This is a genomic window from Tenacibaculum aiptasiae (assembly GCF_965221665.1).
GTDB lineage: Bacteria > Bacteroidota > Bacteroidia > Flavobacteriales > Flavobacteriaceae > Polaribacter > Polaribacter aiptasiae.
In genome coordinates, this window is the sequence record NZ_CBDCSN010000002.1 from 1,667,943 (window position 1) to 1,687,849 (window position 19,907).

General features: G+C 33.1%; 17 protein-coding genes. 11 read left to right on the forward strand and 6 right to left on the reverse strand.

Features of this window, described 5'->3' with window-relative positions:
- Positions 1-2: 2 nt before the first annotated feature.
- Positions 3-932: a FecR family protein gene (locus tag ACOQN8_RS07960; protein ID WP_420552279.1), complete on the reverse strand. Its 930-nt coding sequence runs from the start codon at positions 930-932 to the stop codon at positions 3-5.
- Between the two features lies 1 nt (position 933).
- Entirely contained in the window at positions 934-1,443 is a 510-nt protein-coding gene (locus ACOQN8_RS07965; protein WP_150900183.1) for an RNA polymerase sigma factor, read from the reverse strand.
- A gap of 250 nt (positions 1,444-1,693) precedes the next feature.
- Between ACOQN8_RS07965 and ACOQN8_RS07970 the strand changes: the two genes are divergently transcribed.
- Positions 1,694-3,217: a PKD domain-containing protein gene (locus tag ACOQN8_RS07970; protein WP_420552280.1), complete on the forward strand. Its 1,524-nt coding sequence runs from the start codon at positions 1,694-1,696 to the stop codon at positions 3,215-3,217.
- A gap of 105 nt (positions 3,218-3,322) precedes the next feature.
- Here the strand turns inward: ACOQN8_RS07970 and ACOQN8_RS07975 are convergent, their stop codons facing one another.
- The 3 genes from ACOQN8_RS07975 to ACOQN8_RS07985 are packed head-to-tail and all read right to left on the reverse strand — an operon-like array spanning position 3,323 to position 4,592.
- Positions 3,323-3,832, reverse strand: coding sequence for a DUF2480 family protein (locus ACOQN8_RS07975; RefSeq protein WP_272150672.1), 510 nt, complete (start codon positions 3,830-3,832; stop codon positions 3,323-3,325).
- A 3-nt stretch (positions 3,833-3,835) separates the two neighbouring features.
- Complete coding sequence (locus ACOQN8_RS07980) at positions 3,836-4,156, reverse strand: DUF59 domain-containing protein (RefSeq protein ID WP_150900180.1); 321 nt, start codon at positions 4,154-4,156, stop codon at positions 3,836-3,838.
- 10 nt (positions 4,157-4,166) lie between these two features.
- Positions 4,167-4,592, reverse strand: coding sequence for a SufE family protein (locus ACOQN8_RS07985; protein WP_420552281.1), 426 nt, complete (start codon positions 4,590-4,592; stop codon positions 4,167-4,169).
- 74 nt (positions 4,593-4,666) lie between these two features.
- Here ACOQN8_RS07985 and ACOQN8_RS07990 point away from each other — a divergent pair, with 74 nt between their 5' ends.
- Both ACOQN8_RS07990 and ACOQN8_RS07995 read left to right on the forward strand, forming a co-directional pair.
- The gene (locus ACOQN8_RS07990) at positions 4,667-5,593 is read left to right on the forward strand and encodes a PfkB family carbohydrate kinase (protein ID WP_150900177.1); all 927 of its coding nucleotides are present in this window, start codon (positions 4,667-4,669) and stop codon (positions 5,591-5,593) included.
- An 89-nt stretch (positions 5,594-5,682) separates the two neighbouring features.
- Positions 5,683-7,581, forward strand: coding sequence for an amidophosphoribosyltransferase (locus ACOQN8_RS07995; RefSeq protein WP_420552282.1), 1,899 nt, complete (start codon positions 5,683-5,685; stop codon positions 7,579-7,581).
- A gap of 70 nt (positions 7,582-7,651) precedes the next feature.
- On the opposite strand, the gene ACOQN8_RS08000 is transcribed toward ACOQN8_RS07995, so the two are convergent.
- Positions 7,652-8,014: an SPOR domain-containing protein gene (locus ACOQN8_RS08000; protein ID WP_150900175.1), complete on the reverse strand. Its 363-nt coding sequence runs from the start codon at positions 8,012-8,014 to the stop codon at positions 7,652-7,654.
- 215 nt (positions 8,015-8,229) lie between these two features.
- Here ACOQN8_RS08000 and ACOQN8_RS08005 point away from each other — a divergent pair, with 215 nt between their 5' ends.
- Genes ACOQN8_RS08005 through ACOQN8_RS08040 form a run of 8 tightly spaced genes read left to right on the forward strand, consistent with a single transcriptional unit; the run spans position 8,230 to position 19,670 of the window.
- Entirely contained in the window at positions 8,230-9,525 is a 1,296-nt protein-coding gene (locus ACOQN8_RS08005; RefSeq protein WP_420552283.1) for a c-type cytochrome, read from the forward strand.
- Positions 9,526-9,556: 31 nt separating this feature from the next.
- On the forward strand, positions 9,557-12,709 hold the full coding sequence (locus ACOQN8_RS08010; RefSeq protein WP_420552284.1) for a TAT-variant-translocated molybdopterin oxidoreductase: 3,153 nt from the start codon (positions 9,557-9,559) through the stop codon (positions 12,707-12,709).
- 27 nt (positions 12,710-12,736) lie between these two features.
- Positions 12,737-14,137: an NrfD/PsrC family molybdoenzyme membrane anchor subunit gene (nrfD, locus tag ACOQN8_RS08015; RefSeq protein WP_150900172.1), complete on the forward strand. Its 1,401-nt coding sequence runs from the start codon at positions 12,737-12,739 to the stop codon at positions 14,135-14,137.
- Positions 14,127-14,654: a DUF3341 domain-containing protein gene (locus ACOQN8_RS08020; RefSeq protein WP_150900171.1), complete on the forward strand. Its 528-nt coding sequence runs from the start codon at positions 14,127-14,129 to the stop codon at positions 14,652-14,654. The genes nrfD and ACOQN8_RS08020 overlap by 11 nt, the downstream gene beginning before the upstream one ends.
- A gap of 9 nt (positions 14,655-14,663) precedes the next feature.
- Positions 14,664-15,206, forward strand: coding sequence for a c-type cytochrome (locus ACOQN8_RS08025; protein ID WP_175578715.1), 543 nt, complete (start codon positions 14,664-14,666; stop codon positions 15,204-15,206).
- A 22-nt stretch (positions 15,207-15,228) separates the two neighbouring features.
- Positions 15,229-16,824: a quinol:cytochrome C oxidoreductase gene (locus ACOQN8_RS08030; RefSeq protein WP_420552285.1), complete on the forward strand. Its 1,596-nt coding sequence runs from the start codon at positions 15,229-15,231 to the stop codon at positions 16,822-16,824.
- A 34-nt stretch (positions 16,825-16,858) separates the two neighbouring features.
- Entirely contained in the window at positions 16,859-17,866 is a 1,008-nt protein-coding gene (locus ACOQN8_RS08035; protein ID WP_150900169.1) for a cytochrome c oxidase subunit II, read from the forward strand.
- 34 nt (positions 17,867-17,900) lie between these two features.
- The gene (locus ACOQN8_RS08040; protein ID WP_420552286.1) at positions 17,901-19,670 is read left to right on the forward strand and encodes a cytochrome c oxidase subunit I; all 1,770 of its coding nucleotides are present in this window, start codon (positions 17,901-17,903) and stop codon (positions 19,668-19,670) included.
- The last annotated feature ends 237 nt before the right edge of the window (positions 19,671-19,907 follow it).

The following is a 19,907-nucleotide window of genomic DNA, read 5'->3' on the forward strand; positions in this document are numbered from 1 at the left end:
AACTATTTTTCAGTCAATTCAATAATGTTGCTTTGGTTTGAAATGATATAGTCTATATTCATAGGAATAAAAACAGCATCTAAAGCCAAACTTAAATCTGAATGAATAAAGCTACCTGTAAATAATTTATCATTTGTTTTAACTGTATTTCCTTTAAATTTTATGTTGTATTGATTTTCTAGCGATTTTAAAACAATTTTTAAAGGTACACTAGTAAAGCTACTTTCGCCATTTATCCAATTAGGATTTTCGGTTGCTTTTTTATCACCTGTTTTTATGTCACTTTTTAATTTTGTAAATGTTTTACCTTTAGTTAAGAATATAACTTCTCCTTCCGATTCTACTTTAACCTTACCTTCATAACATTCAACTTTTAAGAAGTCTGTATCCTCTAAAACGTTAAATTGTGTACCTAAAACAGTAATGTTACCTTCATTGGTTTCAACTGTAAAAGTGCTGCCTTTTTGAACCTTAAAAAAAGCTTCTCCTTCTAACTTTAATAATCGATTAGTATTCCAATCTTTTTTATTGTATGCAATGGTAGATTGAGCGTTTAATATTACCGTTGAATTGTCTGGTAAATTAATTTCCAATTGTTCTCCATATCCAGTTGAGGATTCTACATTTTGAAAATTGAAATAAAAGAAACTAATAAGTAAGGCTAAAGAGGCAGCAACAGCAAGAATTTTTTTAGGAAATAAACGTCGAACAGTTGTTTTATTTGCTGTTTTTTTACGTTCAATATCCTCTAATATTTTTAAGTATACATCTTCTTTGTTTAAAACGGGTCTTTCAAAATTTTGTGATTCTTCTGAAATTCTTTTAAACAGATGAAAATCTTCTGTTTTTTCAAAGGCAGCTAGTTCTTTTTGAGACATTTCTCCAGAAAGCCATTTTGCTAATAAAGTATCTGATTTTTCTATTGGATCCATATTATATGCCTTTTATTTGAGTTCGTAATGTTTTTAAAGCCAAAGTCATTCTTTTTTCTACTGCTTTTACTGATATTTCTAGTTCTTCGGCTATTTCTCTATATTTTTTCTTATCAATTCTATTCATTAAAAAAACCTCACGTTGTTTATCAGGCAAATCACTAATTGCTTTTTGAAGTTTTTTTAAGAATTCTTGTTCTTCTAATAAATATTCAGGAGTTTCATTGGTAGTACTTTTTACATCTAGCTTTTTGTGTGCTAAAACTACTTTTTGATGTGCATAATCATCAAGAAATAAATTATTGGCAACAGTAAATAAATAGGACTTTGCCTTTTCAAAGATAACCTTAGAACAGTTAGTCCATAATTTAACAAAAGCTTCTTGAACAAAGTCTTGTGCTTTTGCACTATCACCACATTTATATATCATAAAACCATATAATCCATCAGCGTATGAATCATATAACTTTTTATAGGTTACGGGAGCACAAACAGAGTTTACATCCTTCATAAAATACTTTTTGTTTGACGTATAACGATTAACTATAAAAATACCCTACTAAAAAATAAATTCTTTTTATAAAATATTTTTTCAAAGATAATTAATAGTCTTTATGAGGTTTTATTAATGTTTTTTCTAAGAGTTGGTGTTTCCCAGGAAAAGAATTCAAAACAAAAAGTAGGGTTTTTTAATCATGTTTCGTTTCACAGTCAAATAATAGATGCGATTAAGCATTAGAACACCCTTAATATATTTAAAAATGAAAAAAATACTATCAATAGTAGCATTAACAGCGACTTTTTTAACATCGTGTAGTGAAACTACAATAGAACAACAAGGAATAGATAATTTAACAGTAGTAGGAAGCATTCCTTCTGTAAAAACAATTACAGTTGTTCCTACAACACCGCCAACAAGTAGCTCAGTTATTTTATTTGACTTCGATTTTGAAGATGATAATGAAGGTTTTGTAGGTGTTTTAGAAAATAAACCATCAGATAAGGAAACGCCTATCCGAAATATTTCAGAAACTACTTATAAGTGTAATCTAGCGAGAGGTAAAAAAGAAGATTTTCCAACCAAAGCACCAATAAACTTTGAAGGAAACGACACTTATTTTATGGGAAGGTTATTTAATAATGCAATAAAGTCAGGTGGAGGTTGGAGTAGTACAGACGGAGAAGCTTCGTGTGTTGCTTTGTATTCAACAAAAAGAACCTTGAATTTTGCAAAAGATTTTAATGTAAATGAATTGTCGATTTCTTATGATTATTATGGGCAAGATGTAAATACAAGTTATGTTTTTCCAGCAATTAATATTTTCTTACGTTCAAAGAAAACAAAAGAATCGATCAACTTAACACCGTCTGAAAAAGGATATACTTGGTCGAAATATGCTACAAAGATTCCAAGTAAAATAGTAGCTGGTGAATATGAATTAATAGTATTTCACGCTCCAAAAGGTATTAGCTTGGACAATATTAAAATTTATACAGACAAAACTACTAGCAGTACTAGTGAAATAAAAGTAAATGCAGGAACAGATGCAACAATTAATTTACCAACAAATACATTTGATTTAAATAGTACAATAACAAATCCGAAAGGAGAAAAAATTAAATCAATTGTTTGGACAAAAATAAGCGGAAAGGGAGTAACAATTGCTAATAGTGACAAAGAAGATACTAAAGTATCTAATTTGCAAGCAGGGGAATATGTATTTAAAATTGTAGTTACAAATGAAAAAGATATAGCTGTTGAAGATACGGTAACAATTAAAGTAGATGATTCAAAAGTTTTATATGGCTTTACATTTGAGGAAAATGTAGAAGGTTTTGCTAATGCAAAGAACGCTGTTGAAAAGATTGATAAATATTGTAGAGGGAAAAGAGGAGATTTTCCAGCATACAATAGCTTAGTGTATAGTGGGAATGATACTAGTTTTATGGGAATTAATATGGGGGAAATAGGTGGCTATTTTGCTACTGAAGCGACAAAGACATTTAAGTTGTCAAAAACGTTTGAAGCAAATAAACTAGGAGTACAATTTAGTAGTCAGGTAATTGAACCTTGGGGAGATACTACAAGTATTAAAGTTGAATTAAAATCAGCTTCAGGAGCAGAAGTGATTTCTTTAGATGTAAAAAAATCAACAACAACATCGTCATGGGAAATATTAAATGCAACTATAGCTAAAGAAGTAGTAGCAGGAGATTATACTATTGCTGTAAAACACGCTGGAGGTATGACTGCTATTGATGATATTTATATCTATGAAAAGTAAAGAGTGAGTGGTAATTTTAATGAGTGTTTAAAAGAAATCCCCAAAGAGTTTGAATTCTTTGGGGATTTAATTTTTTATCTGTTTCTTTTAAATAAAGAAAAGGTATTATCTCTTTTTCTTATACAAAGGAACAGTAGAACAAGCCTCACCAAACATAAGAGTTTTAGCAATTGGCTGAATTTTTTCTATTAATAAAGTATAAGCTGAAGGAGGAATAGGTTTATTAGCACACCCTTTAATAATTATAGGTTTGTCTTCATATTCCGAAATATCTAACGAATTGATGATTTCCTGATAAATTACAGTTTCCAACAGTTCTAAATTACCAACAACAACTTTGTTTGTATGTTCAGATAATTGTGCAGTTAGCAATAAATGAGCCCAAGAAGGAATAATAGCATCAGAAGAACAAGTTAAAGCAACATACGTGTTTTGGTATTGCTCCCAATCATGATTTTTTACCTGTTCTCTAAAGTCTTTTTCACGAAGGATTAAACCTTCGTATAACCAATCTTTAATATCAAAAACAACACGTCTTCCTTGAGGATAAAAATCTTCAAGGTCAATGGTTATAAGTTTACTATTGGCAACTCTATTTATAATTTCTTCAGCCATATTTTATAGCATTCCTAATTCTAACTTAGCTTCATCGCTCATCATATCTTGAGTCCAAGTAGGATCGAAAGTAATTTCAACCTCACAGTTGTTAATTTCTTTCAAAGTTTTTACTTTTTCTTCAATCTCTACAGGTAAACTTTCGGCTACAGGGCAGTTAGGTGAAGTTAAAGTCATTAAAATTTTAGCATCGTTTTCTTCAGAAACGAATACGTCATAAATTAACCCTAATTCATATATGTCTACTGGTATCTCAGGATCGAATATTGTTTTCAATACTCGTACTATCTTATCTCCTAATTCTTCTAATTGAGTATCTGTCATCTTATTATTTTTAATTCGCTAATTTACTTTGTTGTGCAATTGCATACATTTTTATTTGCTTAACCATAGAAACTAAACCATTGGCACGAGTTGGACTTAAGTGTTCTTTTAATCCAATTTTGTCAATAAAATCAGTATTGGCATCTAGTATAGCTTGAGGAGTTTGATTTGAAAAAACTCTTAATAGTAGGGCTACAATACCTTTAGTTAAAATAGCATCACTATCGGCTGTAAATTCAATAATATCATTATTTAATTGAGAATGCAACCATACTTTAGATTGACATCCTTTAATCAAATTTTCATCTAATTTATAAGCACTATCAATTAAAGGTAATGATTTTCCTAGGTCAATAATATACTCATAACGCTCCATCCAGTCTTCAAACATTGAAAACTCGTCAATAATTTCTTCTTGTATTTCTTTGATAGTCATTTTTTAAAACTATTTTTGCATCGTCTTACGACCACTTTATTTAAAAGTGCAAAATTACAGTAAAAAAATAACAAATGAGTAAATTATTAGCAGTAGGTACTGTAGCGTTTGATGCTATTGAAACACCTTTTGGTAAAACAGATAAAATATTAGGAGGTTCTGGAACTTTTGTAGGTTTAGCAGCTTCTCAATTTGGAGTTAAAACAGGAGTAGTATCTGTAGTAGGAGGAGATTTTCCACAGTCATATATAGATATGATGAACTCTAAAGGAATTAATACTGATGGAGTAGAGATTGTAAAAGAAGGAAAAACATTCTTTTGGAGTGGTAAGTACCATAACGATATGAACTCTCGTGATACATTAGTAACAGAGTTAAATGTATTAGAGCATTTTCAGCCAGTAGTACCAGAAGATTTTAAAGATGCAGGAATCGTAATGTTAGGAAACTTACATCCATTAACTCAAGCATCTGTTTTAGATCAAATGAATGAAAGACCAAAATTAGTAGTACTAGATACTATGAACTTTTGGATGGACATAGCTTTAGAAGATTTACATACTGTATTAAAAAGAGTAGATGTAATTACAATTAATGATGAAGAAGCACGTCAGTTAAGTGGAGAGTATTCATTAGTAAATGCAGCTAAGAAGATTCATGAAATGGGACCTAAGTATGTAGTAATAAAGAAAGGAGAGCATGGAGCTTTATTATTCAATGAAGGGAAAATGTTCTTTGCACCAGCATTACCATTAGCAGAAGTATTTGATCCAACAGGAGCAGGAGATACATTTGCAGGAGGTTTCTGTGGATATTTAGCAAAAACAGAAGATATCTCTTTCCAAAACATGAAGAATGCAATTATTTACGGTTCGAACTTAGCATCATTTTGTGTAGAGAAGTTTGGAACACAAAGAATGGAAGAGCTAACAAAAGAAGAAGTGCAAACACGTTTGCAGTCTTTTAAAGAGCTGACTCAGTTTGATATAGAATTATCATAAATACAATCCGCACCTTTTGGTGCGGATTTTTTTATATAAAAAACAACAAGACACAAGACAACAACACAACTAAAATATATTTAAATATAATGAGTGACGCTATTAAACATGAATGCGGAATTGCAATGGTTCGTTTATTAAAACCATTACAGTATTATAAAGATAAATACGGTACTGCATTTTATGGGGTAAACAAGATGTACTTGTTAATGGAAAAGCAACACAATCGTGGCCAAGATGGAGCTGGACTTGCAAGTATAAAGTTTAACGTAGAGCCTGGTACAAGATATATTAGTAGAATTAGATCTAATAAATCACAACCAATTCAAAATATCTTCGGGAAAATTAATAAAAGAATCAACGGAGTATTTGAAGAAAACCCAGATAAGATAGATGATGTTAAATGGCAAGAAGAAAACATACCATATATAGGTAACTTGTTTTTAGGTCATGTTCGCTATGGAACTTTTGGAAGTAACTCAATAGAGAGTGTGCATCCATTTTTACGTCAGAATAACTGGAAACATCAGAGTTTAATAGTTGCGGGTAATTTTAATATGACTAACTCAAGACAATTATTAAATGATTTAATTGATTTAGGACAGCATCCAAAAGAGTTTACCGATACGGTAACAGTAATGGAGAAGATAGGTCACTTTTTAGAAGATGAAGTTTCTGATTTGTATATCAAAGCAAAAGAAGCTGGGTTTAATAAAAAAGATGCCTCACCATATATAGAAGAGCATTTGGATATCCAAAGAATCTTAAAAAGATCAGCAAAAAACTGGGATGGAGGATATGCAATGGCAGGATTACTTGGGCATGGAGATGCATTTGTGTTAAGAGATCCATCAGCAATTCGACCAGCATTTTATTATCAAGATGACGAAGTTGTAGTTGTAGCTTCAGAACGACCAGTGATTCAAACTGTATTTAATGTAGATATCAATTCAATAAAAGAGATTGAAAGAGGTCATGCATTAATTATTAAGAAGAATGGAAATACGACAATGAAACCGGTTTTAGAACAGCGAGTTAAAAAAGCATGTTCATTTGAACGTATCTATTTTTCACGAGGAAGTGATGCTTCTATATATGAAGAAAGAAAGAATTTAGGGAAGTATGTTTTTCCAGAAGTTCTAAAGTCAATCGATAATGATATAGAGAATACGGTGTTTTCATACATACCGAATACAGCAGAAACCTCATTTTTTGGAATGATGGAAGCAGCGGAGGATGTATTGAATCAACAAAAAACAGCCGCGATATTAGCAGGGAATGGTAAGTTGTCAAAAGAAAAGGTAGTTGAGATATTATCAAAAAGACCACGTTTTGAAAAAATAGCTATTAAAGATGCTAAACTAAGAACGTTTATTACAGATGATAGTAGTAGAGATGACTTAGTGGCTCATGTCTATGATGTTACTTATGGAGTAGTAAAACCAACAGATAATTTAGTAATTATTGACGATAGTATTGTAAGAGGCACTACTTTAAAGAAAAGTATTATTAAAATATTAGACAGGTTAAATCCTAAGAAAATAGTAGTAGTATCATCAGCACCACAAATTCGATATCCTGATTGTTATGGAATTGATATGGCAAAAATTAATGATTTTATTGCTTTCAAGGCAGCTTTAGAATTGTTAAAAGAAACAGATCAATATTCGATAGTAGAAGAAGTTTACAAAAAGTGTAAACAACAAGAGGATAGTGAGGATAAAGATGTGATAAACTTTGTAAAAGAAATTTATGCACCTTTTACTGATGAAGAGATTTCTGCTAAAATAGCTCAGATGTTAAAAACAGATGGAATTACTGCAGATATTGAAGTTATTTTTCAGCCAGTAAGTGGATTGCACAAAGCGTGTCCTGATAATTTAGGTGATTGGTATTTTACAGGAGATTATCCAACAGATGGAGGTCATAGAGTAGTAAACCAAGCTTTTATTAACTTTTATGAAGGAAATGATAAAAGAGCATACTAATGCTTTTGTTCAGATATAAAAAAAGAGCGTTTGATAAAACGCTCTTTTTTTATGCTTTAAATTTTAGCTTTTATAATGGGACTACGATAGCTCCAGAGAATTTTTCACGTATTTTATTCAATGCTCTGTCGGCATGTAAACGTGTTTTATAGTTACCAACTTGTATTTTCCATTCTGGTTCCGTGTAAGAAAGTTTAGTGTAAACTCCAGGAAACTCAACTCTGAATCTTCCTCTTAAGCTTTTCGCTGTTCTTTCCAGTCCATTGTATAATTGGATTCTATAACCAGTACCATTAAGTTTGTTATACGCTCTTTTCTTTTTTATTAAAGAGGTAATCTCTTTATTGTTAGAGGTGTTAGATTGAGCATTAGCAGAAACGATACCACCAATGAAAACCAATATAATAGCTATTAAAAACCTGTGTTTTTTCATTTCTTTAAATCTTTTTACAAAAGTAACGACTTGTTGGTTAATAGATTGTCAATGTTATTTATTTAGAATTAATATAAATTATAAATTAGCAATCTCTTAACATTTCACAATTTAGACAGAAGTAGTACTTTTGTGCAACTTTCTGTGTATTGTTTTTTGAAACTGTATATAGAAAAAATTGTACCAAAATAGATACAAAACTTATATTTTATAGTATGAAAAGTGTGAAACATCACAGCAGATTAACCCAAACACTCGCAAAGAGTTTAGCTTTCTTCTTAGTATTATTCATGAGTTTCTCGGCATTTTCGCAAGGAGATGTAGATGAAGCGCGTCAGAAAGAAGGGAAAAAATTATTTAAATCTTTATGTGCTTCATGTCACAAATTAGACAAGAAGCTTGTAGGTCCTGCTTTAGGAGGCGTTGAAGAAAAAAGGTCTAACGAGTGGTTAAAAGCTTGGATTAAAGACAATGCAGCGTTAAGAGCTTCAGGGGATAAAGAAGCAATCGCGATTTTTGAAGAGTATAAGCAGTCAAATATGACGGCTTTTCCTCAGTTAACAGATAAGAATATCGATGATATTTTATACTATACTACTGTAGGTGAGATTAAGCCTGCGGGTGCTCCTGGTGGTGATGTAGAGGTGGCTAGTGCAAAAGGAGCTGCTCCGAAGTGGTTGATTTACATTTTAGCAACGGCTATTATTGTAGCGTTCTTAATTATTGGTAGTTTATTAAAAACAATTAGCGAGTTAAAAGGAGCTCCTAAAACGCCAGGTTTATTAGGGCAAACTGCTGAGTTATGGGAAGGTATTAAGCAAAATACATTTTTACATGTATTGGCTGTGATATTTGGTGCCTTAGTAACAGCTTATTTCTTATTTGGGAATTTATTTAAAGTAGGTGTTGATGAAGGTTATCAGCCAATTCAACCAATTGCTTTTTCACATAAAATACACGCTGGAGACAATAAGATAGATTGTCAATATTGTCACTCTTCAGCTAAGCATAGTAAAACTTCAGGGATTCCATCTGTAAATGTTTGTATGAACTGTCATAAGAATATTTCGGAAGTAGCGGATGATACAAAAGTAGTAATGGATGATCATACATTAGTTAAGGCTGATTTAGATAAGGAAATTGCTAAGATTTATGAAGCTGCTGGATGGGATGCAGAAAAATTAGAGTATACTGGAAATACAAAGCCAGTTAAATGGATAAGAGTTCACAACTTACCAGATTTTGCATATTTTAATCACTCACAACACGTAACAGTTGCTGGATTAAAATGTCAAAAATGTCACGGACCAGTTGAAGAAATGGAAGAAGTATATCAATACTCTCCGTTAACAATGGGTTGGTGTATCGACTGTCACAAAGCAACTAAGGTTGACTTGAAAGGAAATGAATACTATGCTAAGATTCACAAAGAATTAGCAGAAAAGTATGGGGTAGAGCAAGTAACAATTGCGCAGTTAGGAGGAAAAGAGTGTGGTAAGTGCCACTATTAATCAATTAGAAAGTAGAAAAACACGTATATAAATGGCTTCAAACAAAAAATACTGGCAAAGTGTTGAGGAACTAAAAGATAGTTCTATTGTTGAAACGCTACGTAATAATGAGTTTGTACAAGATATTCCTACAGATGAGTTTTTAGGTGACAAAGAAACGTTAGAAACATCATCAACTTCACGTAGGGATTTCTTGAAATATGTTGGATTTACAACAGCAGCAGCTTCTTTAGCAGCTTGTGAAGGTCCAGTAAGAAAATCAATTCCTTATGTAGTACAACCAAATGATATCGTTGTAGGTGTTGCTGATTGGTATGCAACTACTATGGCAGACGGATTTGATTTCGCAAACGTATTAGTAAAAACAAGAGAAGGGCGTCCTATTTTAGTGATGCCAAATAAAGAAGCAAATGCAGATGTAAATGCAAGAACAGTAGCTTCTATATTATCTTTATATGATGAAAAATTACGTTTAAAAGAGCCTAGTAAAGGTGGTGCAAATATTTCTTGGGAAGATGCAGATAAAGAAATTGTAGCAAAATTAAACGGATTAAAAGAAGCAAACGAACCAGTAGTGTTATTGACAGGTACTTTAGCGAGTCCTTCTACTGAAAAAGTAATTGCTGATTTTATAACTGCTTATCCAAATGTAACACACGTAGTATACGATGCTGTTTCTGAAAGTGGAGCGGCAGATGCTTTTGAAGCAATGTATGGTAAACGTGCTTTACCTAACTATGATTTTAGTAAAGCAGAAGTAATTGCTTCAATTGGAGCAGATTTCTTAGCTGACTGGCATGGAGGTTTCGAAGGAAGTTATGTAAAAGGTAGAAAAGTAAACAGCGGTAAGATGTCTTACCATGTACAACTTGAAAGTAACATGTCGCTTACAGGTGCAAATGCCGATAAGCGTGTGGTATTAAAACCTTCTGAACAAGTTTATGCTTTAATTAATCTTTACAATGCTATAACTGGAGGATCTCTTCCTTCAAAAGCAACTAAAGTTGATGCTGAGATTAAAAACTTAGCAGCTGCCTTAATGAAAGCAGGTTCAAAAGGAGTTGTTGTTACAGGATTAAATGATAAAAACGCTCAATTAATCGCTTTAGAAATAAATAAAGCATTAAAGAGTACTATTATCGATGTAAATAAGCCTATTTACAAAAGACAAGGAGATGATAAAAAAGTAGCTAAGTTAGTTGCTGATATGAAATCTGGAGCTGTTAAAGGTTTAGTAACTTATAACGTAAATCCAGTTTTCAGTTTAGCAAACGCTGCTGATTTCTCTGAAGGATTAAAGAAATTAAAATTATCTGTTGCATTAACTACTCAAAATGATGCTACAGCTAATGCTACAGAATATAAATTACCAGCTCCTCACTATTTAGAGTCTTGGGGAGATGTTGTTGTTGAAGAAGGATCTTATGGTTTAATGCAACCAACAATTCAACCATTATTCAATACACGTCAGTTACAAGATGTATTATTAAAATGGTCTGGTAGTACTGTAAACTATTACGATACTTTAAAAGAATACTGGAATACTAACGTTTTAGGAGGAGCATCTTGGAATCAAGCATTACATGATGGATTCTTCAAAGCAGAAACCGTTGTTGAAGAAGTTGAAGCACCAACAGAAACAGTTGTAGATTTAACAGCTGCAGCAGGTGAGTTAGCAAGATCAGCAGGGAAAGCTTCAGGGTTCGAATTAAACTTATTTACATCTACTGCTTTAGGAGATGGTAAACAAGCAAACAACCCTTGGTTACAAGAATTACCAGATCCACTTACAAGAGCTACTTGGGATAACTACTTAACAATGTCTATTGCTGATGCAAGAGAGTTAGGTTTTGAAAACCCAGTAAGAGATAACGGAGCAATCGATGGTAATTATGCTACAGTAACAGTAAATGGAGTAACTATTAAGAATATTCCAGTAATGATTCAACCAGGTCAAGCTAAAGGATCAGTTGGATTAGCGTTAGGTTACGGTAGAACTCAAGGATTGAAAAAAGAAATGCAAGTTGGTGTTAATGCATACCCATTCTATATGAATGGAAATAACATCCAATACAACGTTTCAATTGAAAAAACATCAGGATGGCATAAGTTTGCTTGTACACAGGTACAAAGTACGCTTGCAGGACGTCACGATATTTTAAAAGAAGCTACTTTAAAAGAAGTAAACAATAAAAACTTAGATCCTAAGCATACATGGAATAAGCCATTTATGGTTTCTTATGATCACCAAGAAGTTGAAGGAAGTACTATCGACTTATGGGAAGAGCATGACAGAACAATAGGACATCACTTCAAATTATCTATCGACTTAACTTCATGTACAGGGTGTGGAGCATGTGTTGTAGCATGTCACGCAGAAAACAATGTACCAGTAGTTGGTAAAGATGAAATGAGAGTAGGTAGAGATATGCACTGGTTGCGTATAGATCGTTACTATTCATCTACTGTTGAAGATAAGCAACACGAAGCTAAAATGACTATGGAAGAGTTTAAAGCTCAAAATCCAGGTTTAGCGAATCAAGAAGTAGAAAGAAGATATACTGAAAAAGTATTAGAGTTAAGTAAAGGTGATTTATTTGACGCTTTAGAAAATCCAGCAGAGAACCCACAAGTTGCTTTCCAGCCAATGATGTGTCAACACTGTAATCACGCACCATGTGAAACAGTATGTCCGGTAGCAGCAACATCACACGGTCGTCAAGGTCAAAACCAAATGGCGTATAACCGTTGTGTAGGAACTAGATATTGTGCAAATAACTGTCCATATAGAGTTCGTCGTTTTAACTGGTTTAACTATGCAGAAAACGAAGAGTTTGATTTCAATATGAATAACGAGTACGGTAAAATGGTGTTAAACCCAGACGTAGTTGTTCGTTCAAGAGGAGTTATGGAAAAATGTTCATTCTGTATCCAGTCAACTCAAGCAGTTATCTTAAAAGCAAAAAGAGAAGGAAGAGCAGTAAGAAAAGACGAGTTTAACGATGCTTGTGCTTGTTCTGCAGCATGTTCTTCTGGTTCTATGGTGTTTGGAGATGTAAACAATCCAGAAGATCCAGTAACGCCATTAGTAGAAGATAAAAGAGCATTCCACGTGTTAGACTATATTGGAACAAAACCAAATGTAGTGTACCAAGTGAAAGTTAGAAATACAAACGAAGCTTAATAATAAAATTAATAAGTATATAGATTTATGTCGTCTCATTACGAATCATCTTATAGAGAACCATTAATACTTGGTGACAAGAGTTACCATGATATTACTGAAGATATTGCAAAACCTATTGAAGGTAAAGCAAACAAACATTGGTATGTAGCATTCTATATCTCTTTAGCAGCAATGTTATGGGGATTTGGATGTATCTTTTACACCGTAGGAACAGGAATCGGTGTATGGGGATTAAGTAAAAATATCGGTTGGGCATGGGATATCACCAACTTTGTATGGTGGGTAGGTATCGGTCACGCCGGAACACTTATCTCAGCGGTATTATTATTATTCCGTCAAAAATGGAGAATGGCAATTAACCGTTCTGCAGAGGCAATGACAATCTTTGCCGTATTCCAAGCAGGTTTATTCCCAATTATTCACATGGGACGTCCATGGAATGGGTACTGGGTATTACCAATTCCTAACCAGTTTGGTTCGTTATGGGTAAACTTTAACTCGCCTTTATTATGGGATGTATTTGCAATCTCTACGTATTTATCGGTATCATTAGTATTCTGGTGGACTGGTTTATTACCTGATTTTGCAACAATCCGTGATAGAGCTGTTAAGCCATTCCAAAAGAAGATATATGCATTATTATCTTTCGGATGGTCAGGTAGAGCTAAAGATTGGCAACGTTTTGAAGAAGTATCATTAGTATTAGCAGGTTTAGCAACTCCATTAGTACTTTCAGTACACACGATTGTATCGATGGACTTCGCAACATCTATTAACCCAGGATGGCACTCAACAATCTTTCCTCCATATTTCGTAGCAGGGGCAATTTTCTCTGGATTCGCAATGGTACAAACTTTATTAGGTATTATGCGTAAAGTAACGAATATGGAAGCATATATTACACGTCTACACGTAGAGTATATGAATATCGTAATTATCGTAACAGGAGGTATCGTAGCAGTAGCATATGCAACAGAGTTCTTTATTGCATGGTATACAGGATCACCTTACGAAAATTATACTTATTTATCTTTTGGAGCAGAAGCAGGAGCTTACGGATGGGCATTTTGGTCTTTATTAATCTGTAACATTTTTACTCCACAATTATTATGGTTTAAGAAAATTAGAAGAAGTTTTATTTGGTCTTTCATTATCTCAATTATCATTAATATAGGAATGTGGTTTGAGCGTTTCGATATTATCGCAATTGTATTAAGTAAAGGTCAATTACCATCAACATGGTGGCGTTTTGAGCCAACATTTGTAGATGTAGGTATCTTTATTGGAACTATTGGATTCTTCTTTGTATTATTCTTATTATATGCAAGAACTTTCCCTGTAATTCCTACAGCAGAGATTAAGACAATCTTGAAATCAACAGGTGAGAACTATAAAAAATTAAGAGAGGAGAACAATGAGCACTAATAAAGTAATTCACGCATTATATAATGATGATGATATCTTAATGGATGCCGTTAAGAAAGTAAAAGCAGATCACCATCATATTGAAGAGGTATTTTGTCCATTTCCAGTTCACGGATTAGACAAAGCAATGGGATTAGCACCAACACGTTTAGCCATCACTGCTTTTATGTATGGTATTACAGGTTTATCGGTTGCTATTTGGTTAACATGGTATACTATGATTGCAGATTGGCCACAAGATATTGGAGGTAAACCTAATTTTTCTTGGGCTACTAACATGCCAGCTTTCGTTCCAATCATGTTCGAATTAACAGTATTCTTTGCAGCCCACTTAATGGTTATTACATTTTACATGAGAAGTAAAATTTGGCCATTCAAAAAAGCTGAAAACCCAGATCCAAGAACTACAGATGATCACTTCTTAATGGAGATCCCTGTTCACGGTAACGAAGAAGAATTAAAAGCTTTGTTAGAAACAACAGGAGCTGTAGAAATTAACGTAGTAGAAAAGCATTAATTAAGAGATATGAAGAGCTTAAAAATAATTATCGCTTTAGTTGTAGTTGCAAGCTTAGCTTCTTGTAATAACAAACGTAAACCACAAGTACAATATATGCCAGATATGTATGTGTCTGTAGCTTATGATGCAAATGGAGCTAATTCACCAGGAGGAATGGTTGATAGATTACCAGTTGCAGGTACTGTAAGTAGAAATGGTATAGTAGCTTATGATATTCCTGATACAAATGAAGGATATGAAAAAGCGAAAGCTGAATTAAAAAACCCTTTACCTACTAATGAGGTTAACTTAGAAAAAGGTAAAGAATTATACGGAATTTACTGTGCCTCTTGTCATGGAACAAAAGGAGATGGAAACGGAGTTTTATCACAAAGAGATAAATTCAATGGTATTCCAAATTACAAGGATAGAGATTTAACACCAGGAAATATTTACCATGTAATTATGTATGGTAAAAACTTAATGGGATCTCATGCATCACAGTTAAAGTACAAAGAGCGTTGGCAAATTGTACAATACGTAGAAAAATTAAGAAGCGAATTAAAATAAGTCTATAATAGATAGTTAAGATATGTACCAGTTTTCAGGAAAATTAAAAATGCTTGCTATTGCTCTTATGGTTTTAGGAGCCTTAGGTACTGCCGCTAGTTTTATGACGGCGCCTAAAACATTAGAAGAAGCAAAAGAAATTTTAGCAAAACAAGAGGCTCACCATGGAGGTGGTCACGGAGCAGCTGATTCACATGGTGAAGAAAAAGCTCACGCTAAAGAAGCTAAGACTGAAGCGCATGCTGAAGTTGAAAAACATTCAGAAGAAGCAGCTACAAAAGCACACGAAGCTGATAGCACTGCTACACATGCAAAAGAAACAACAGAAGAAGCTCACACAGCAGATAGTACTGCTGTAAACGCAGAAGATACTCACCAAAAAGAGGTGAAAGAATCACATGCAGAAGTTGCAGTATCTAAAGATGCGCATGCAGCTAATGCACACGGTGAAGATCACGGAGATGCACATGCAGAGCACGCTTTTCATCAAATGAAAAACAGACCATGGGCTGCTTTCTTTGTTGCGTTATTATTCTTCTTAGGAGTAACATTATTAGTATTAGCTTTCTATGCAATTCAAAGAGTAGCACAAGCAGGATGGTCTGTAGTGTTGTTTAGAGTAATGGAAGCAATAACAGCAAACATGCACTATGTAAGTGCAATTATGTTATTGTTCTTAATTGCTACAGCAATGCACATCAACCACTTATTTCCATGGATGGGAGAAGGAGTTGTAGATCCTACAAGTCCAAACTACGATCCAATTATTGATGGAAAGAAATGGTACTTAAATACACCAGGTTGGTTAATTAGAAGTATCTTCTATTTATTAGTATGGAATGCTTACCGTTTTATTATCAGAAAAGGGTCTATCCAACAAGATAATGGTGATTTAAAATTACACAAGAGAAATTATAACATATCTGTAATCTTCTTATTTTTCTTTATGATTACAGAATCTATGATGGCTTGGGATTGGATTATGGGAATTGACCCACACTGGTTCTCAACATTATTCGGATGGTATGTATTAGCTACTTTCTTAGTATCAGCTTTAACAGTAATTGCTTTTGTAACAATTTACTTACGTTCTAAAGGATATTTACCATTAGTTAACGATAGCCATATTCACGATTTAGCTAAATACATGTTTGGTTTCTCTGTATTCTGGACTTACTTATGGTTTGCTCAGTTTATGTTAATTTGGTATGCAGATATGCCAGAGGAAACTACATATTACTTATTGCGTTTTAACGAATACAAAGTACCATTCTTAGCAATGGTAGTAATGAACTTCATCTTCCCAGTATTATTATTAATCAACAGTGACTTTAAGAGTGTACCTTGGTTTGTAACATTAGGAGGAGTAGTAATATTAGCAGGTCACTACTTAGATTTATTCGTAATGATTATGCCTGGTACTGTAGGAGCTCAATACGGATTTGGAGTTGGAGAAATCAGTGCAATCTTATTCTTCGTAGGATTGTTTATTTTCGCAACGTTCAATGCATTTGCAAAAGCAGATCCAGTAGCAAAAGGAAACCCATTCTTACATGAGAGTGAAACTTTCCATTACTATAATATCGAACACAGAGGAGAAGATAGTAATCATCATTAATAATTAGAATTAATAAACAAATAGTTTAGATAATATGCTCGCTTTATTTTATATTTTCATAGCAGTTGCAATAGGAGTAAGTTTTTGGCAAATTACTCGTATCATGAATTTCCGTTCTGTAATTGCTACAGATAAAGACAACGAAACACAAGGTAAATTAGCTTTAGGATTCTTAGCATTCTTATATGCAATGATGATTTACTGTTTAATAGCAATGAATGTAATAATGTTACCAGAATCTGCTTCTATCGAAGGAGAACACGATGATAACTTATTCAATATTACATTTTGGTTAATTGGAATTGTTCAATTTGGAATGCAGTTCTTAATCTTTTACTTTAGTTATAAGTACAGAGGAAACAAGGACAGAAAAGCATTATTTTATGCAGATAGCCACAAATTAGAGCTTTTATGGACTTCTATTCCAGCAGTAACAATTGTATTATTAATTGGATATGGATTATGGGCTTGGAACAACATTATGTATGTTGGAGACGATGAGAACCCAATTGAAATTGAAGTATATTCAAGACAATTCGACTGGCAAGCACGTTATGCAGGAGAAGATAATGAGTTAGGATTAGGAAATGTAAATTTCATTAAAGGAATTAACTCTATGGGAGTTGATATGTCAGATCCTAAATCACAAGATGATAAAAAAGTTACTGAATTAGTATTACCGAAAGGAAAGAAAATATTATTTAAATTCCGTTCACAAGATGTATTACACTCTGCGTACATGCCACACTTTAGAGCACAAATGAACTGTGTTCCAGGTATGATTACTCAGTTTGCATTTACACCTAAGTATACTACAGAAGAAATGCGTCAAAATTCTGAAGTAATAGCGAAAACTGAAGGAATTAACAAAATTAGAAGAGCTAAAGGTGAAGAGCCTTATGAATTTAACTACTTATTGTTATGTAACAAAATTTGTGGAGCATCTCACTACAACATGCAAATGAAAATTACTGTTGTTGAAGAAGCTGAATACAAGAAGTGGTTATCAGAGCAAAAAACATTAGCTCAAGTTATTAAATAAGATTTTTTCAAAAAAGTTATATAAAAGATAGATTATGTCAGATCATCATCACAAAGAAACATTTGTAACTAAATATATCTTCAGTACAGATCACAAAATGATCTCGAAGCAGTTCCTTGTTACAGGTATATTCATGGGTATCATTGGAGGTTTTATGTCTATGTTATTTCGTTTGCAAATTGCATGGCCAGATACTTCATTCTCAATAATTGAAGCATTTTTAGGAAACCATCAAACAGATGGTATTATGAACCCAGATATGTACTTAGCATTGGTAACAATACACGGTACAATAATGGTATTCTTTGTATTAACAGCAGGTTTAAGTGGTACCTTTTCAAACTTACTAATTCCATTACAGATTGGAGCACGTGATATGGCTTCTGGTTTCTTAAACATGGTTTCTTACTGGTTATTTTTCTTATCATCAGTAGTAATGGTTATATCATTGTTTGTTGAAGCAGGACCAGCATCTGCAGGTTGGACTATTTACCCTCCATTATCTGCATTACCACAAGCAATTCCAGGTTCAGGAGCAGGTATGACTTTATGGTTAGTGTCTATGGCAATATTCATTGCATCTTCATTAATTGGATCATTAAACTATATTGTTACTATATTAAACTTACGTACAAAAGGAATGAAGATGACAAGATTGCCATTAACAATGTGGGCATTCTTCATTACAGCTATTATTGGTGTTATTTCGTTCCCAGTATTATTATCTGCAGCTTTATTATTAATATTCGATAGAAGCTTTGGAACATCATTCTATTTATCGGATATCTTTATTTCAGGAGAAGTATTACATTACCAAGGAGGATCACCAGTATTATTTGAACACTTATTCTGGTTCTTAGGTCACCCAGAGGTATATATCATATTATTACCAGCATTAGGATTAACATCAGAAGTTATCTCTACAAACGCACGTAAACCAATTTTCGGATACCGCGCAATGATTGGATCAATTATGGCAATTGCATTCTTATCTACAATTGTATGGGGTCACCACATGTTTATTTCAGGAATGAATCCATTCTTAGGATCGGTATTTACATTCACAACAGTATTAATTGCAATTCCATCAGCAGTAAAAGCATTTAACTATGTAACAACACTATGGAAAGGTAACTTACAAATGAATCCAGGTATGTTATTCTCTATCGGATTAGTATCTACATTCGTAACAGGAGGTTTAACAGGATTAGTATTAGGAGATTCTGCATTAGATATCAATGTACACGATACGTATTTCGTAGTAGCGCACTTCCACTTAGTAATGGGTGTATCTGCATTATTCGGAATGTTCGCAGGGGTGTACCACTGGTTCCCAAAAATGTATGGTAGAATGATGAACAAAACATTAGGATACTGGCATTTCTGGATTACTATAATCTCTGCATATGGAGTATTCTTCCCAATGCACTTTGTAGGATTAGCAGGTTTACCACGTCGTTACTATACAAACACAAACTTCCCAATGTTTGATGATTTAGCAGATATTAACGTATTTATGACGGTAATGGCTATCATTGGAGGTTTAGCTCAGTTAATTTTCTTAGCTAACTTCTTTATCTCAATCTACAGAGGAAAAGTAGCATCACAAAACCCATGGAATGCAAATACATTAGAGTGGACTACACCAGTAGAGCATATTCACGGAAACTGGCCTGGAGCTATTCCAGAAGTTCACAGATGGGCTTATGATTACAGTAAGACCGATGAAAACGGTGAATATGTACACGGACAAGATTTCGTATTACAAACTACACCATTATTAGACGGTGAAGAACCAACCTAGTAAATAGTATATAAAAGCTTAAAAAAGCCTTCCAAATTTTGGAAGGCTTTTTTATTGGGTAATATTTAAAAATTTATATAAAGAATAGGCGTAAGAATAAAAATACATTAATGCTTTATAACTTAATACCAGATGAAATGATACTAATTAGTATATCAAGCATATGATAAGGATATAACTTTGCTACAAAGTGAATAGAGCAGGAATATTAAACTTCTCTAATTAATGTTTTATAAT

What these genes read in the sequence shown, in the direction of transcription:
- ACOQN8_RS07975 (WP_272150672.1), bottom strand. Translation starts at nt 3,832, where the DNA reads ATGGCTGAAGAAATTATAAATAGAGTTGCCAATAGTAAACTTATAACC.
- ACOQN8_RS07965 (WP_150900183.1), bottom strand. Translation starts at nt 1,443, where the DNA reads ATGAAGGATGTAAACTCTGTTTGTGCTCCCGTAACCTATAAAAAGTTA.
- ACOQN8_RS08005 (WP_420552283.1), top strand. Translation starts at nt 8,230, where the DNA reads ATGAAAAGTGTGAAACATCACAGCAGATTAACCCAAACACTCGCAAAG.
- ACOQN8_RS07960 (WP_420552279.1), bottom strand. Translation starts at nt 932, where the DNA reads ATGGATCCAATAGAAAAATCAGATACTTTATTAGCAAAATGGCTTTCT.
- ACOQN8_RS08035 (WP_150900169.1), top strand. Translation starts at nt 16,859, where the DNA reads ATGCTCGCTTTATTTTATATTTTCATAGCAGTTGCAATAGGAGTAAGT.
- ACOQN8_RS07990 (WP_150900177.1), top strand. Translation starts at nt 4,667, where the DNA reads ATGAGTAAATTATTAGCAGTAGGTACTGTAGCGTTTGATGCTATTGAA.
- ACOQN8_RS08000 (WP_150900175.1), bottom strand. Translation starts at nt 8,014, where the DNA reads ATGAAAAAACACAGGTTTTTAATAGCTATTATATTGGTTTTCATTGGT.
- ACOQN8_RS07985 (WP_420552281.1), bottom strand. Translation starts at nt 4,592, where the DNA reads ATGACTATCAAAGAAATACAAGAAGAAATTATTGACGAGTTTTCAATG.
- ACOQN8_RS08030 (WP_420552285.1), top strand. Translation starts at nt 15,229, where the DNA reads ATGTACCAGTTTTCAGGAAAATTAAAAATGCTTGCTATTGCTCTTATG.
- ACOQN8_RS07970 (WP_420552280.1), top strand. Translation starts at nt 1,694, where the DNA reads ATGAAAAAAATACTATCAATAGTAGCATTAACAGCGACTTTTTTAACA.
- ACOQN8_RS08025 (WP_175578715.1), top strand. Translation starts at nt 14,664, where the DNA reads ATGAAGAGCTTAAAAATAATTATCGCTTTAGTTGTAGTTGCAAGCTTA.
- nrfD (WP_150900172.1), top strand. Translation starts at nt 12,737, where the DNA reads ATGTCGTCTCATTACGAATCATCTTATAGAGAACCATTAATACTTGGT.
- ACOQN8_RS08020 (WP_150900171.1), top strand. Translation starts at nt 14,127, where the DNA reads ATGAGCACTAATAAAGTAATTCACGCATTATATAATGATGATGATATC.
- ACOQN8_RS08010 (WP_420552284.1), top strand. Translation starts at nt 9,557, where the DNA reads ATGGCTTCAAACAAAAAATACTGGCAAAGTGTTGAGGAACTAAAAGAT.
- ACOQN8_RS07980 (WP_150900180.1), bottom strand. Translation starts at nt 4,156, where the DNA reads ATGACAGATACTCAATTAGAAGAATTAGGAGATAAGATAGTACGAGTA.
- ACOQN8_RS07995 (WP_420552282.1), top strand. Translation starts at nt 5,683, where the DNA reads ATGAGTGACGCTATTAAACATGAATGCGGAATTGCAATGGTTCGTTTA.
- ACOQN8_RS08040 (WP_420552286.1), top strand. Translation starts at nt 17,901, where the DNA reads ATGTCAGATCATCATCACAAAGAAACATTTGTAACTAAATATATCTTC.